The following is a 13,345-nucleotide window of genomic DNA, read 5'->3' on the forward strand; positions in this document are numbered from 1 at the left end:
GCACCGGGTCCCGCCCGTCCGGCGCGCCCCGGCCGCCCCGGCCGTGTCCGTCCGCCGGAGCCGTCCGCCGGAGCCCTCCTCCCCGAAATCGGGTTGGCGCCCGAGGGTGCCGACAGGGATAGTCCCGGGGTGAGCACCCCCGCCGACGCCTCCCCCGGCCGCACCCCGCACCGTCCCGGCCGCCGCCCCGAGTGGGCCGGCCGCAACTACGTCCTCCTCACCGCCGCCACCGTCGTGACCAATCTCGGCACGCACGGCGCGCTGATCGCCACGACCTGGGCGGTGTTCGAGTCCGGCGGCGACGCGGGGGACGTCGGTCTGGTGGCGATGGCGCGCTTCCTGCCCCTCGTCCTCTTCCTGCTGGTCGGCGGCGCGGTCGCCGACCGGATCCCCCGGCATCGGGTGATGGTCGCCGCCAACGTCCTCAACTGCGTCTCCCAGGCCGTCTTCGCCGTCCTCGTCCTCACCGGCGAGGCGCAGATCTGGCAGATGATGATCCTCACCGGGCTGTGCGGCACCGGGCAGGCGTTCTTCAACCCGGCGGCCGAGGGGATGCTGCTGTCCACCGTCACCGGGGAGCAGGCGAGCCGTGCCTTCGCCGTCTACCGGATGGCCATGCACGGTGCCTCCATCGGCGGCGCCGCGCTCGGCGGCGCCCTCGTCGCCTTCGTCGGACCGGGCTGGGTCCTCGTCATCGACGCGGTCGCGTTCGCGCTGGCGGGCGGGCTGCGGGCCTTCCTCGACGTGAGCGGCATCCCGGACCGGGCGCCCGGCGGCGGCCTCTTCGCGGACCTGCGGGACGGCTGGCGGGAGTTCGTCGGCCGCCCCTGGCTGTGGTCGATCGTCGCCCAGTTCTCCGTGGTGGTGGGCCTGATCGGGGCGGTCGAGGCGGTCTTCGGGCCGATGGTCGCCCGGGACGAGCTGGGCGGCGCGCGCCCCTGGGGCATCGCGCTCGCCGCCTACGGCGCGGGGACCGTGGCCGGTGCCGTCCTGATGGCCCGGTGGAAACCGCGCCGGATGCTGTTCGTCGGGACGCTCTGCGTCTTCCCGATCGCGCTGCCCTCGGCCGCGCTCGCCGTGCCGCTGGACGTGGTGGGGCTCACCGCGGCGATGTTCGTCAGCGGGGTGGCGATCGAGGTGTTCGGCGTGTCGTGGATGACGACGATGCACCAGGAGATCCCCGAGGAGAAGCTGTCCCGGGTCTCGGCGTACGACTGGTTCGGCTCGACGGCCCTGCTGCCGCTGACGACCGCGCTCGCGGGCCCGGCGGAGAGCGCGTTCGGCCGGAGCGAGGCGCTGTGGGGGGCGGCGGCGCTGATGACCCTCGTCACCGCGCTCGTCCTGCTGGTGCCCGACGTGCGGAACATGACCCGGCGCCCGCGCTCCGGGAAGCCCGGCGGGACGCCGCCGGTCCCGGAGACGGCGCTCTCCGGAACCGGCGCGGGGACCGCGGGGTCACCCGATACCGAAGGCGCCCTCCGGCGGAACGGGTGAGGGTACGGCCCCGGCGTCGAGGACCGGTTCCGCGTCCCCGGTGAACCGACGGACCTTCTCCCCGTGCTCCACGCGCGCGGGGAAGGCGTCCGCCGCCGCCCGCCGCGCGAGGCGGGCGGTGTCGAGTTCGCGGGCGGAGGCGACGAGGACCGCGTTCCCGAAGCGGCGGCCGCGCAGCACGGCGGGTTCGGCGACCAGCGCCAGTTCCGGGAAGACGGTGGCGAAGGTGGCCAGCTGGGAGCGGAGGAACGCGAAGGGAGCCCCGTCGGCCAGATTGGCCGCGTAGACGCCACCGGGCCGCAGGACGCGCCGCACCTCGCGCGCGTACTCCACGGAAGTGAGGTGGGCGGGCACCCGCGAGCCGCCGAAGACGTCGCCGACGATCAGATCGGCCGAGGCGGCGGGGGCGGCCTCCAGCCAGCGCCGGGCGTCCGCGCCGTGCACCGTGATGCCGGAGCCCTCGGGCAGCGGCAGGTGCTCGGCGACCAGGGCGAGCAGCCCGAGGTCGGCCTCCACCACGTCCTGCCGCGAGCCGGGCCGGGTGACGCCGACGTACCGGGGCAGGGACAGCGCCCCGCCGCCCAGGTGCAGCACGTCCAGCGGGGCGCCCTCCTCGGCCGCGCCGTCGACGACGTGCGCGAGCCTGCGCGCGTACTCGAACTCCAGGTGCGCCGGGTCGTCGAGGTCCACGTACGACTGGGGAGCGCCGTCGACCGTCAGGAGCCAGGCCTGCTCCCGGTCCACGTCGGGCATGAGGCGTGCGGTGCCCTGGTCGGTCTCGCGCAGGACGGGAAGGTGCTCGTTCACGCCCTCATTCTGCCGGGACCCGGGCGCGGCTCCGCCGGAGAGGACCCTGCGGAGCCCGCGGGGACGTTCAGAGGTGCTTGGTCGCCTCCCGCACCGAGAGCGGGGAGAGTTCGCCCCCGTGGGCGGCGACGAAGGCCCGGACCTCCGCCGGGGACGTCTTGGCGTACTCGCGCAGGCTCCAGCCGATGGCCTTGCGGAGGAAGAAGTCCGTGTCGGGGGCGCGCCGCAGACAGTACGTGAACAGGCGGTCGGCGTCGGTGTCCGCCTTGAAGCGGAGCTGGTGGAGGAGGGCCGTCCGGGCCACCCAGGGGTCCTCGTCGCCGATCCACTCGTCCATGCGGGCGGCGAGGGCGCGATCGGCGGCGACGAGCCCGCCGACGACATGGGCGGCGAGGTGGTCGACCGTGTCCCACCATGAGACGGTGGTGACGAGACGGCGGGCGACGGGCAGGAAGCCGGAGGAGCAGCGCCGGACGTGACGGCGCAGGTAGTCCACGGCGAAGTAGTGGTACTCGCGCTCGGGCAGGGCGAAACAGCGCAGGGCGACGGCGGCGCAGTCCCGCTCGTCGGGTCGGGCCGTGCCGTCGAGGACGGTACGGGAGAGGGCGCGGCGCTCGGGGGTCCGCAGCCCGAGGAAGGGAGCGACGCCCTTCATGTACGCGGTCATCTCCTGCGCCCGGAAGGGGTTCCCGGCGGCGGGAAGGACGTCGGTGAGCCGTGCGAGGAGGACGTCGGCGAGGGCGCTGTCGGGCACGGAACCGTCGTCGCCGACGGCGGGGTCGGGGGCAGAGGCCCGGTCGGGGGCGGGGGCGGGGACAGAGGCGGAGTCGGGGGCGCCGTCACCGGGAGCGGCGCGACGCGGCGCGGCGGAACCCGTGACGGTCGTACGCGGCTCGGGGCGCCCCGGGGCCGTACGGACGGGGGTCGGGCGGCCCGAGGCCGGGCGGCTCTGAGCCGTCCCGGCGGGAGCCCGGTCCGGCTCGTGGCGGCCGGGGGCCGCGCCGTCGCGGGGCGGGTGGGCCGCGCCCGCCGGGGCCGGTTCCGGGCCGCCCGTGGGGCCGGGTTCCGGCCGTGCGGTGTCGCTCATGGGGTCTCCCTGCCCTGCGGTGCGCCGGGACCGGCCCGTGCGGACATGACGCACATTACGGCGATCATACGGAGGCGTCCGTTACTCTCCCCGAATGCTCGCTCCCGCACCCCGGCCGCCGGGCTCCCTCGCCCTCCGCTGCTCCCGGGTCCTGCTCTCGCCCCGCGCGCGGCTCTCGCTGCTCGCCCTGCTGTTGCTCTCGGCGGGTTCCCTCGTGCTGCTGTACGAGCCGCAGCGGCTGCTCTCCTCGGGCTGGCGGTCCGGTGCGGACGGGACGGGCGCGGTGCTGCTGTTCGCCCTCGCGTACGGGGCGTGCACGGCGGCGTTCGTGCCGAGGCCGGTGCTCAGTCTGGCGGCGGGCGCGCTGTTCGGGTCGGCCTTCGGTCTGACGGCGGCGGTCGCGGGGACGGTGCTGGGCGCCGGGATCTCGTTCACGCTCGGCCGGGTCCTGGGGCAGGACGCGCTGCGGCCGTTGCTGCGGGGACGGTGGCTGGCGGCGGCGGACGGGCAGCTGAGCAGGCACGGGTTCCGTTCGATGCTGGCGATCCGGCTGTTCCCCGGGGTGCCTTTCGCGGCGGCGAACTACTGCGCGGCGATCTCGCGGATGGGGTACCTGCCGTTCCTCCTGGCGACGGCGCTGGGCACGGTGCCGAACACGGCGGCGTACGTGGTGGCGGGCGCCCAGGCGGACTCGCCGGGCTCCCCCGCGTTCCTCTTCTCGGCGGGTTTCATCGTCGTCTCGGGCCTCGCCGCCGCGGTGGTGGCCTGGCGCAAGCGGCACCGGCTGCGGGGCACCGCCCCGGTTCCGGCGCCGGTACCGGGCGTGGCACCGGAGCCGGTGGGCGGCGCCGCGCGCTGACCCCCGGGGGGGCGGGCCCACGTACGGCCGCGCGGGCGCCCACGCCCGTACGGGAGCACAGCGTCCACACGGATTCCGGCGACCGCGCGGACCCGGCACGGCACCCGTACGGACCCTGGCGTCCGTACCGACCCGGCGCCCGTACCGGTCAAAGTGCCTCGACGATCATCGCGTTGGCCAGGCCGCCCGCCTCGCACATCGCCTGGAGTCCGTAGCGGGCGCCCCTGGCCCGCAGGGCGTGCACCAGGGTGGTGGTGAGCCGGGTGCCGCTGGCGCCCAGGGGGTGGCCGAGGGCGATGGCGCCGCCGTGCACATTGATCTTGTCGGGGTCGGCGCCGGTCTCCTGCCGCCAGGCGAGGACGACGCTGGCGAAGGCCTCGTTGATCTCGAAGAGGTCGATGTCGTCGAGCGAGAGTCCCGAGCGGCGCAGGACCTTCTCGGTGGCGGGGATGACACCGCTGAGCATGAGCAGCGGGTCGGAGCCGGTGACGGCGAAGGAGTGCAGCCGGGCGAGGGGGCGCAGGCCGAGGCTCCGCGCGGTGTCGGCGGCCATCACGAGCACGGCGGAGGCGCCGTCGTTGACCGGGCTGCTGTTCCCCGCGGTCACGGACCACTGGATCCGGGGGAAGCGGGCGGCGAAGCCGGGGTCCTCGAAGGCGGGGCGGAGCCCGGCGAGGATCTCGGGGGTGGTCGTGGGGCGGACGGACTCGTCGCGGCGGACGTCCCCGTACGGGACGACCTCGGCGTCGAAGAGTCCGTCCGCCCAGGCGCGGGCCGCCCTGGTGTGCGAGGCGGCGGCGAAGGCGTCCATGGCCCCGCGTCCGAGGGACCACTCGGCTGCGATCAGTTCGGCGCTGATGCCCTGCGGGACGAGGCCCCCGGGGTAGCGCTCGGCGACACCGGGGCCGAAGGGATCGGCGCCGGGCGGCACGTTGGACCACATCGGGACGCGGCTCATCGACTCGACCCCGCAGGCCACGGCGATGTCGTACGCCCCCGAGAGGACTCCCTGCGCGGCGAAGTGGACGGCCTGCTGGGAGGAACCGCACTGACGGTCGACGGTGGTGGCGGGCACGGATTCGGGGAATCCGGCCCCGAGCCAGGCGTAGCGGGTGGTGTTCATCGCCTGTTCACCGACCTGGTCGACGGTCCCGCCGATCACGTCGTCGACGAGGGCGGGGTCGATGCCGGAGCGTTCGATCAGGGCACGCAGGGTGTGGGAGAGGAGGGCGACGGGGTGGACGCCGGACAGGGCTCCGCCCGCCTTGCCCCTGCCGATCGGGGTCCGGACGGCTTCGACGACGACGGCGTCACGCATGACAGGGCTCCTGGGTGGGAGAAGTGGACCGGCACTCGTCAGTGACATGACCCAGCGAGTTCGACTTTCAAACTCACTCAGGCCAGTCGATTGGATTTCCGGACCCACTGCCCCGGGCTGTCCTACCCTGACCTCATGAAGGCCGCGCCCCGCCCCTGCTCCATCGCCGACACCCTCGCGCTCGTCGGCGAGAAGTACTCGCTCCTCGTGCTCCGTGAGGTCTCCCTCGGCGTGCACCGCTTCGACCGGATCGCCCGCAACACAGGCGCCCCCCGCGACATCCTCACCTCCCGCCTCAAGCGCCTCGTCGAGGCGGGAGTCCTGGAGAAGGTGCCGTACAGCGAGCACCCCCCGCGCTTCGAGTACCGGGCGACCCCGGCGGGTGAGGAGCTCCAGCCGGTCCTGATGACCCTGATGGCCTGGGGCGACCGCCACCTGAACGCGGACGACCGCCCGGTCGTCCTGGAGCACCGGTGCGGCGAGGAACTCAGCCCCCGGGTGGTGTGCGCGCACTGCGGCGACGAGGCCGACGGCGACTCGCTCAGGGCCCGTGTCCGGGCTCCGGGCTGGACCGTGACCGGCCCGACGCACCCCCGGCCGGTCTGAACACCTGCCCGTCACTTCGGGGGAGTACGCTGCGCTCGACCTGCTGACCGCACACGTACATAACGGGACGGCCCTAGCCCCATGAGTTGGTTCGAATCGTTCATCCTCGGGCTCGTCCAGGGGCTGACGGAGTTCCTTCCCATCTCCTCCAGCGCGCACCTCCGTCTCACCGCCGCGTTCGCCGGCTGGCACGATCCGGGAGCGGCCTTCACGGCGATCACCCAGATCGGCACGGAGACCGCGGTGCTGATCTACTTCCGCGAGGACATCGGCCGGATCGTCTCGGCCTGGTTCCGCTCGCTCACGGACAAGGCGATGCGCTCCGACCACGACGCCCAGATGGGCTGGCTGGTGATCGTCGGTTCGATCCCGATCGGCGTCCTCGGCATCACGCTGAAGGACCAGATCGAGGGACCCTTCCGTGATCTGCGGCTGATCGCCACCACCCTGATCGTCATGGGTGTCGTGCTCGGTGTCGCGGACCGGCTGGCCGCCCGCGACGAGGCCGGCGGCCGCCACCGGGTGGTCCGCGAGCGCAAGACGCTCAAGGACCTCGGCGTGCGGGACGGGCTCATCTTCGGCTTCTGCCAGGCGATGGCCCTGATCCCCGGCGTCTCCCGCTCGGGCGCGACGATCTCCGGCGGTCTGCTCATGGGCTACACCCGCGAGTCCGCCGCGCGCTACTCCTTCCTCCTCGCGATCCCCGCCGTCCTCGCCTCGGGCGCCTACGAGCTGAAGGACGCGGGCGAGGGCCACGTCTCCTGGGGGCCGACGATCTTCGCCACGATCGTCGCCTTCGTCGTCGGATACGCGGTGATCTCATGGTTCATGAAGTTCATCACCACCAAGTCCTTCATGCCGTTCGTGATCTACCGGATCCTGCTCGGCATCCTGATCCTGATCCTGGTCGGCACGGACGTCCTGAGCCCCCACGCGGGCGAGTCGGCGGGCTGACCGGGGCCGCGAACACCACCGCGCCCGCGCCGAAGCACCGCGCGAACGGTGCGGGAGCACTTCACGGAGGGTCCGCACGGCACAGGCCGCGCGGACCCTCCGCGCGTGGGCCGACGACACGGCCGACAGCCAGGCGAACGGGCCCGGCGGAAAGCCCCGTGGGGCGCCCAGGGGGCAACCCGCCCGCCCAAGAAGCAAGAACCGAGGAACCAGGGGCCGGGGCCGGACCGGACCAGACCAGGCCAGGGGCCAGGGGCCAAGGCCAGGCGTCCGAAGAGGCAGAACCCCTTGTTACGTTCCCACCATGGGCTCATGGAGGCACCGTCATACGGGAGCGGAAGAGTCCCCCGCGTGAACACGAGCCCGCACCCGCGCCAGAGCCCGGACCCCGTCTCGGCACCGCCCCGTTCCCCGGGACGGCGAGCCCTCTCGGCACGTCTCCTCCTCGTCCTGTCCGCCGCCTCCTTCGTCGCGGCCTCCTTGGCCGCCCCCGGGACGGCCGTCGCCCAGCAGCCGCCCGGCGCCGTCGCCTCCGTACCGCCGATCGACTGGGGCGCCTGCCAGGCCGAACCGCCCTACCCCGAGCCCAGCCCGCGCGCCGAGTGCGCCACGGTGGAGGTGCCGGTGGACTGGTCGAAGCCGGACGGCCCCAAGGTCGGCATCTTCGTCGCCCGCCACCGGGCCACCGACCCCGCGCGCCGGATCGGCGTCCTGATGTCCAACCCGGGCGGCCCCGGCGCGCCCGGCTCCGACGACGCCCTGTACGCCGACGACCCGGTCAGCGGCTACACCCCCGACATGCTCCAGCGCTTCGACATGGTCGGCTTCGACCCCCGTGGCGTCGGCCGCAGCCAGAACGCCACCTGCGACGAGAGCCTCATCGGATCGATCCCGGCCCGCCCCCGCGACGCGGCCGAGTTCGCACGGATGCGCGTCCTCAACGGGCAGCTGGCGGACAGCTGTCTGCGGCAGACCGGGCCGCTCGCCGCCCACATGGACGGGGAGACCGTGGCCCGTGACATGGACGCGATCCGCGCCGCCCTCGGCGAGAGCCGGATCAGCTTCATCGGCCACTCCTACGGCACCTTCCTCGGCGAGCGGTACGCCCGGCTGTTCCCCGGCAGGCTCCGCGCCCTGGCGCTCGACAGCGCCATGGACCCGGACCGGTCGAACGTCGAGCGCTATCTCACCGACGGCGCCGTCACCGTCGACACCGCCCTCAAGCGGTTCGCGGCCTGGTGCGAGAAGGACACGTCCTGCGCGCTCAACGGCAAGGACGTCCTCGCCGTCACCGACGGGCTGTTCGCCCGCGCCGACGCGGGCAAGCTCCGCGATCCGGGCCCGAACGGCCCGACGCGCACCAAGGTGAGCGCCGACCAGCTCACCGACTTCCTGACCTTCGCCGCCGGCAAGGGCGGCTGGGAGGAGGCGGCGAGGCAACTGGCCGCCCTGCACTCCGGCAAGGGCGAGGTCTTCTGGATGCCCTCCGGCAGGGACATCGCCTCGCGGCTCGTGCTGTGCCGGGACTACGACTTCCGGATCCGCGACCACGCCGAGTACCGGGCCATCCTCAAGCGGGTCGCCAAGGCCGCCCCGCACGTCCGCTACAACTCCCAGTCCCTGGACACCGTCCTCGGCTGCCAGGGCTGGACGATGCCGCCCAAGCCCGCTCCGGCCCAGGCGGCGGGCCCCCTTCCGCCCGTCCTCGTGGCCAACGCGACCCTCGACCTCGCGACCCCGCTGCCCGGCGCGCGCCGCATGGCACGCTCGTTCCCGAAGGCCACCGTGTTCACGATGGACGTCGTGGGCCACTGGCTCTACCGCAGGGGCGCGACGGTGGAGGCGATGCGGGTGATCGACGCCTACCTCACCGACCCCAGGGGCTGACCCGGAGCGGCACGGGAGAACGCCGGTGCCCCGCCGCCCGTCAGGGCCGCGGGGCACCGGGCACGGTCCCGGCGGGGCTCAGAGCCGCCCGACGACCTTCCGCGGGGTGATGCGGACGACCACGCGCTGGGCGTCGTCGACCGCGTCCGGGTTGAACTCGCGGTACTTCTTGCCGACGTACTTCACCGAGAGCTCGTCGATCAGCTCCTGACCACCCTCGGTGCCGAGCTCGGCGGTGCCGCGGATCTCGGCGTACTCGTACGGGGAGTCGAAGGGCTGGAGCAGCACGGTGACCCTCGGATCGCGGCGCAGGTTCTTCTCCTTGCGCCGCCCCACGGTCGTCGAGATCAGCACGTCGTCACCGTCGCGCTTCACCCACACCGGGGACACCTGAGGGCTTCCGTCGGGCTGGATGGTGGCGATGGTGACAAAGACGGGGCTGTCGAGCAGTTCCTTGAGCCTGTCGCTGAGCTCAGCGGACACGGTGGCTCCCTTCGGACGCGTACGGATGTCGCTCCCTCTCCTACCCCATCCCGCCCCGGTTCCCCGGCAACCGGCCCGCCCTCGCCGTGGCGCGCCCGGGACGGGCGACGGTCTCCCGGCAGGACGGGGCCGTGTCGTGCACGCCCCTTGGCGCCCGGCGGGCCCTGCCGGACACTGAGGTGATGACGCAGCGCGTGGACCTCTCCGCCGTGATGGACCGGCTCGCCCTGGACGATCTCGTCACCGGCTACGCGACGGCCGTGGACGACGGTGACTGGCCCGCCTACCGGGCCCTGTTCACCCCCGACGGCCGTGCCGACTACCGGGGCTCCGGCGGGATCGAGGGTCCCGCCGCCGAGGTCGCGGAGTGGCTGGCCGCGACCATGCCGCTGTTCCCGGTACGCCAGCACCTCATCGTGAACCGCCGGGTCGGCTTCCGGACCCCGGGCGGTTTCCCGGCGACCGGCGACCTCGCCGACGTCGACGCCGCCTACGTCAATCCGATGCGCTTCGCCTCCGGCGAGGACTTCGTCTGCGGCGGGCGCTACGCCTTCGGCGCCCGCCGGACCACGGACGGCTGGCGCCTCCGCTCGGTCGTCGTGGACGAACGGTGGCGCCGTACGGGCTGAGGCACCCGAGGCCGCCCCCGTACGGCCCCAGTGCTCTCCGGGCGGCCCGGGCACCGTTCTCCGCCGCTGCCCCCGGTGAGCGAACCCCTCGCGCGAAGGCGCACCGGGAGGCCGTGCCGGGCAGGCCCGGCGGACGGCTCCGGCAGGTCTGCCCTGTCCGGACACCGTCGGCCGACCGCGCACCGGAACCGGAACCCGTGTCAGGGGTCGCGGACCGCCCGTCCTTTCAGGACGCCTGGGTCAGCGACTCGCGGACGACCCGCTCGCACAGTTCGTGCGTGGCCAGCGCGTCCCGCGCGCTCAGCACCCGGCCCTCGCGCACCGCGTCGAGGAAGCCGAGCACAGCCTGCTCGATACCGCGCTGCCGGGCCACCGGCACCCAGTCGCCGCGCCGCCGCAGGGTCGGCTGGCCCTTGTGGTCGACCACCTCGGACAGATTGAGCACCTGGCGCTTGGTGTCCTGCCCCGAGACCTCCAGGATCTCCTCCGTGGAGCCGTTCATCCGGTTCATCATGCCGATGGCAGTAAAGCCGTCACCGGAGAGCTGGAGCACCACGTGGTGCATGAGCCCCTCCCGGATCCTGGCCCGCACGTCGACGTGCTCGATGTCGCCGGGCAGCAGGAACCGCAGGGTGTCGACGACATGGATGAAGTCGTCGAGGACGAAGGTGCGCGGGTCCTCGGGCAGCCCCACCCGGTTCTTCTGGAGGAGGATCAGCTCGCGCGGGTGCTCGACGCACTGCGCGTACCCCGGTGCGAGGCGCCGGTTGAAGCCGACCGCCAGGGAGACCGAACGCTTCTCGGCCAGTTCCACGATCCGCTCGGAGTCCGCGTACTCGTACGCGAGGGGCTTGTCGACGTAGGTCGGCACGCCCGCTTCGATCAGCCGTTCCGCGATCTCCGCGTGGGCAGCGGTCGACGCGTGCACGAAAGCGGCGTCGAGCCCGGCGGAGAGCAGCGAGCCGAGGTCGCGGTGGCGCTGCCCGGCGGGCAGGTGCAGGGTGTCGGCGACCCGGTCGAGGGTCTCGGCGGTACGGGTCTGGAGGTGGAGCTCGACACCCGGGAGGCTGCCGATCACGGGAAGGTACGCCTTCTGCGCGATGTCACCGAGTCCGATGCAGCCAACCTTCACGTGGTCTCCCTCGTCGTGTCCACCGGCCCCGCGCACAGGGGCCGTTCCCGCTGGTCAGCTTACGCGGACCGGTTCGCGGGCCGACGGCGGCCGCCCGGCGGAAAGCGGTGGCGCCGCCGGGAGGCTTGGGGCACGATGCCGCGCATGACCATCGAAAGCACGGCCTCCGTCCCCCGCGTCGACCCCGGCACCACCACGGGAGAGCGCGAGGCGCTGGAACAGTGGCTCGACTTCCACCGCACGACCCTCGCGATGAAGTGCGAGGGACTGACCGACGCCCAGCTGCGCACCCTCTCCGCCCCGCCCTCCGACCTCAACCTGCTGGGTCTCGTCCGTCACATGGCGGAAGTGGAGCGCGGCTGGTTCCGGGAGATCCTCGCCGGTGAGGAGGTCGCGTACATCTACTCCACGGAGGAGGACCGCGACGGGGACATCCACGTCTCGGACGAGGACACCTACGAGGAGGCCCACGCCACCTGGCAGGCGGAGATCGCCCATGCGCGGAGCCTCGCCGCCGCCCATGAGCTGGACGATCTGGGCGCCGGCACACACCGGACCGGGAAGTCCTTCAACCTACGCTGGATCTACCTCCACATGATCGAGGAGTACGCCCGCCACAACGGCCACGCGGACCTCATCCGCGAGCGCGTGGACGGCGTGACCGGCGACTGACCAGGGTCCGGCACCCGGGTCCGGTCCCGAGCAGCCCCGTGCCCGGCCCCAGGTCGGGTCAGGAACCCGGCCAGGTCCGGGACCCGGCCCAGGTCAGATCCGAGACCCGCCCAGGTCAGATCCGGAACCCGGCCCGACCGGGGTCTGCCCGGTCCGGGGTCCGCTCTGGCCCGCTACGGGCCCGGCCCAGTAGGTAGTCCGGCCCGGTACGGTCCGGGGTTCGCCCGGCTCCAGCCCCGGGTCCGGCCCACGCCCCCGACCGGGCCCGGCCCTGCCCCGGGTCGTACCGACAGGGCCCGAGACGTACGGTCCGGCCGGTCAAGCCCGCCGTCCTGCGCCCTCACCCGTGCGGGGCATTCCCCGCCGGTAGGGGCGCGGGGATCCTCGTCGGCCCAGCAGAGTGGCGCGGGTGCATGGAACCCGAACCACAGCGAAGATCCTGGCCGGGGCGGCCGTGGCCGCCCTCGCGGGATGCGTGTCGGTGGACGCCCCACCGGTCCCGCCCTCCCCCGCGCCCGCCACGGACTCCCTCCGCCCCGCCCAGGCGGTGGCGCCGCAGATCGTCGAGGGCCCGGCCCGCGAAGCGCTCGAAGCGGCGCTCCCCGCTCCCCCGCCGTCCCCCGTGCCCCGCTCCGCGCCCCCGGTCGAGCCCCACCGCCGGGCACTCCCGCCCCGGCCGGAGGCGGCGCGCCCGGCGGCCGTACCTCCGCGCCGGGAACGGCCCCGCCCGGCGGCTCGGCCGGCGCTCCCCGAGCCGCCCGTGCTGACGGGACTGCCGAGGACGCCCCCGGTGTCCCGGGCGGACGTGTGCGCGCTGGGCGAGCGGTACGGGGGCTGGCGGCCCGGCAGTGACCAGTCGAGGATCTGCCACGGTGTGTACGGCCGCTGAGCGTCCCGTCACAGCCCCCTGAGCCGCAGCTCGAGGCGTTCGATCGCCGCCCGCACCCCGTTGCCGTAGCCGTCGTCGTCCAGGTGGTCCGAGGCGACACGGGCCCGGTCGAGGTGGACCCGGGCGGCGTCGGGCTGCTGGAGCTTCACGTAGTCGGCGGCCAGGTTGAGGTGGAGGGAGGGGTACAGGGCCCGGAGCGCGGCGGCCGAGTCATGGGCGGCGACCCGTTCCTCGACGAGGCTCCCGGCCGCGCTCAGGGCCCGTAGGTCCCAGGCCAGCTCCGTGTCGGGGTCGTCCTGGGCGTCTGCCATGTAGTGGGCGAGGGTGCAGCGGTGGAGCGGGTCCCCCTCGGGGCCGATCTCCTGCCACAGCAGACCGAAGCGGTTGCGGGCCTCCTCGCGGTCGCCGCCGTGGAGCAGCATCATGGCCTGCCCGATCCTGGTCATGACGCCGTCGTCCGACACCTGCTGCTGCTCGGTCACCGCGACCTCCACCGCTTCGCCCACTGGGAGGCCGACGCTAGCCGTC

General features: G+C 73.9%; 14 protein-coding genes. 8 read left to right on the plus strand and 6 right to left on the minus strand.

The features are described 5' to 3' along the window. The first annotated feature begins 129 nt into the window (after positions 1–129). Positions 130–1,494 carry an MFS transporter gene (locus ACIRQY_RS17595; RefSeq protein WP_403926411.1) on the plus strand — a complete coding sequence of 455 codons (1,365 nt, stop codon included), beginning with the start codon at positions 130–132 and terminating at the stop codon, positions 1,492–1,494. On the opposite strand, the gene ACIRQY_RS17600 is transcribed toward ACIRQY_RS17595, so the two are convergent. Then, complete coding sequence (locus ACIRQY_RS17600) at positions 1,456–2,301, minus strand: spermidine synthase (protein WP_403926414.1); 846 nt, start codon at positions 2,299–2,301, stop codon at positions 1,456–1,458. The genes ACIRQY_RS17595 and ACIRQY_RS17600 overlap by 39 nt on opposite strands. Before the next feature lie 67 nt (positions 2,302–2,368). Further along, entirely contained in the window at positions 2,369–3,055 is a 687-nt protein-coding gene (locus tag ACIRQY_RS17605) for a DNA alkylation repair protein (RefSeq protein ID WP_403926509.1), read from the minus strand. Positions 3,056–3,482: 427 nt separating this feature from the next. Here ACIRQY_RS17605 and ACIRQY_RS17610 point away from each other — a divergent pair, with 427 nt between their 5' ends. Continuing rightward, on the plus strand, positions 3,483–4,247 hold the full coding sequence (locus tag ACIRQY_RS17610; protein WP_403926417.1) for a TVP38/TMEM64 family protein: 765 nt from the start codon (positions 3,483–3,485) through the stop codon (positions 4,245–4,247). A 148-nt stretch (positions 4,248–4,395) separates the two neighbouring features. Here ACIRQY_RS17610 and ACIRQY_RS17615 read toward each other — a convergent pair whose 3' ends face one another. Next, complete coding sequence (locus ACIRQY_RS17615) at positions 4,396–5,565, minus strand: thiolase family protein (protein ID WP_403926420.1); 1,170 nt, start codon at positions 5,563–5,565, stop codon at positions 4,396–4,398. Between the two features lie 135 nt (positions 5,566–5,700). Here ACIRQY_RS17615 and ACIRQY_RS17620 point away from each other — a divergent pair, with 135 nt between their 5' ends. From ACIRQY_RS17620 to ACIRQY_RS17630, 3 genes are all read left to right on the plus strand, one after another. After that, a complete protein-coding gene (locus ACIRQY_RS17620) occupies positions 5,701–6,171 on the plus strand; it encodes a helix-turn-helix domain-containing protein (protein ID WP_351796239.1) in 471 nt (156 codons plus the stop codon). 81 nt (positions 6,172–6,252) lie between these two features. Continuing rightward, on the plus strand, positions 6,253–7,125 hold the full coding sequence (locus tag ACIRQY_RS17625; protein WP_403926424.1) for an undecaprenyl-diphosphate phosphatase: 873 nt from the start codon (positions 6,253–6,255) through the stop codon (positions 7,123–7,125). Between the two features lie 351 nt (positions 7,126–7,476). After that, positions 7,477–9,012 (plus strand): alpha/beta hydrolase, encoded by a 1,536-nt coding sequence (locus tag ACIRQY_RS17630; RefSeq protein WP_351796233.1) that lies wholly within the window; start codon positions 7,477–7,479, stop codon positions 9,010–9,012. Between the two features lie 78 nt (positions 9,013–9,090). On the opposite strand, the gene ACIRQY_RS17635 is transcribed toward ACIRQY_RS17630, so the two are convergent. Next, complete coding sequence (locus ACIRQY_RS17635) at positions 9,091–9,495, minus strand: PPOX class F420-dependent oxidoreductase (RefSeq protein WP_351796230.1); 405 nt, start codon at positions 9,493–9,495, stop codon at positions 9,091–9,093. 182 nt (positions 9,496–9,677) lie between these two features. On the opposite strand from ACIRQY_RS17635, the gene ACIRQY_RS17640 reads away from it, so the two are divergent. Next, a complete protein-coding gene (locus ACIRQY_RS17640) occupies positions 9,678–10,124 on the plus strand; it encodes a nuclear transport factor 2 family protein (RefSeq protein WP_403926428.1) in 447 nt (148 codons plus the stop codon). Positions 10,125–10,350: 226 nt separating this feature from the next. Here the strand turns inward: ACIRQY_RS17640 and ACIRQY_RS17645 are convergent, their stop codons facing one another. Beyond that, entirely contained in the window at positions 10,351–11,256 is a 906-nt protein-coding gene (locus tag ACIRQY_RS17645; protein ID WP_403926431.1) for a Gfo/Idh/MocA family protein, read from the minus strand. A 135-nt stretch (positions 11,257–11,391) separates the two neighbouring features. On the opposite strand from ACIRQY_RS17645, the gene ACIRQY_RS17650 reads away from it, so the two are divergent. Next, entirely contained in the window at positions 11,392–11,928 is a 537-nt protein-coding gene (locus tag ACIRQY_RS17650) for a DinB family protein (protein WP_403926433.1), read from the plus strand. A gap of 409 nt (positions 11,929–12,337) precedes the next feature. Further along, positions 12,338–12,817: a hypothetical protein gene (locus ACIRQY_RS17655; RefSeq protein WP_403926436.1), complete on the plus strand. Its 480-nt coding sequence runs from the start codon at positions 12,338–12,340 to the stop codon at positions 12,815–12,817. Between the two features lie 8 nt (positions 12,818–12,825). On the opposite strand, the gene ACIRQY_RS17660 is transcribed toward ACIRQY_RS17655, so the two are convergent. Further along, entirely contained in the window at positions 12,826–13,299 is a 474-nt protein-coding gene (locus ACIRQY_RS17660; RefSeq protein ID WP_402284122.1) for a hypothetical protein, read from the minus strand. Positions 13,300–13,345: the final 46 nt, after the last annotated feature.

Source organism: Streptomyces sp. NPDC101490, assembly GCF_044767145.1.
GTDB lineage: Bacteria > Actinomycetota > Actinomycetes > Streptomycetales > Streptomycetaceae > Streptomyces.

Excerpts from the sequence above, each read along its gene's own strand:
- ACIRQY_RS17625 (WP_403926424.1), top strand. The coding sequence starts at position 6,253 with ATGAGTTGGTTCGAATCGTTCATCCTCGGGCTCGTCCAGGGGCTGACG.
- ACIRQY_RS17650 (WP_403926433.1), top strand. The coding sequence starts at position 11,392 with ATGCCGCGCATGACCATCGAAAGCACGGCCTCCGTCCCCCGCGTCGAC.
- ACIRQY_RS17615 (WP_403926420.1), bottom strand. The coding sequence starts at position 5,565 with ATGCGTGACGCCGTCGTCGTCGAAGCCGTCCGGACCCCGATCGGCAGG.
- ACIRQY_RS17640 (WP_403926428.1), top strand. The coding sequence starts at position 9,678 with ATGACGCAGCGCGTGGACCTCTCCGCCGTGATGGACCGGCTCGCCCTG.
- ACIRQY_RS17610 (WP_403926417.1), top strand. The coding sequence starts at position 3,483 with ATGCTCGCTCCCGCACCCCGGCCGCCGGGCTCCCTCGCCCTCCGCTGC.
- ACIRQY_RS17620 (WP_351796239.1), top strand. The coding sequence starts at position 5,701 with ATGAAGGCCGCGCCCCGCCCCTGCTCCATCGCCGACACCCTCGCGCTC.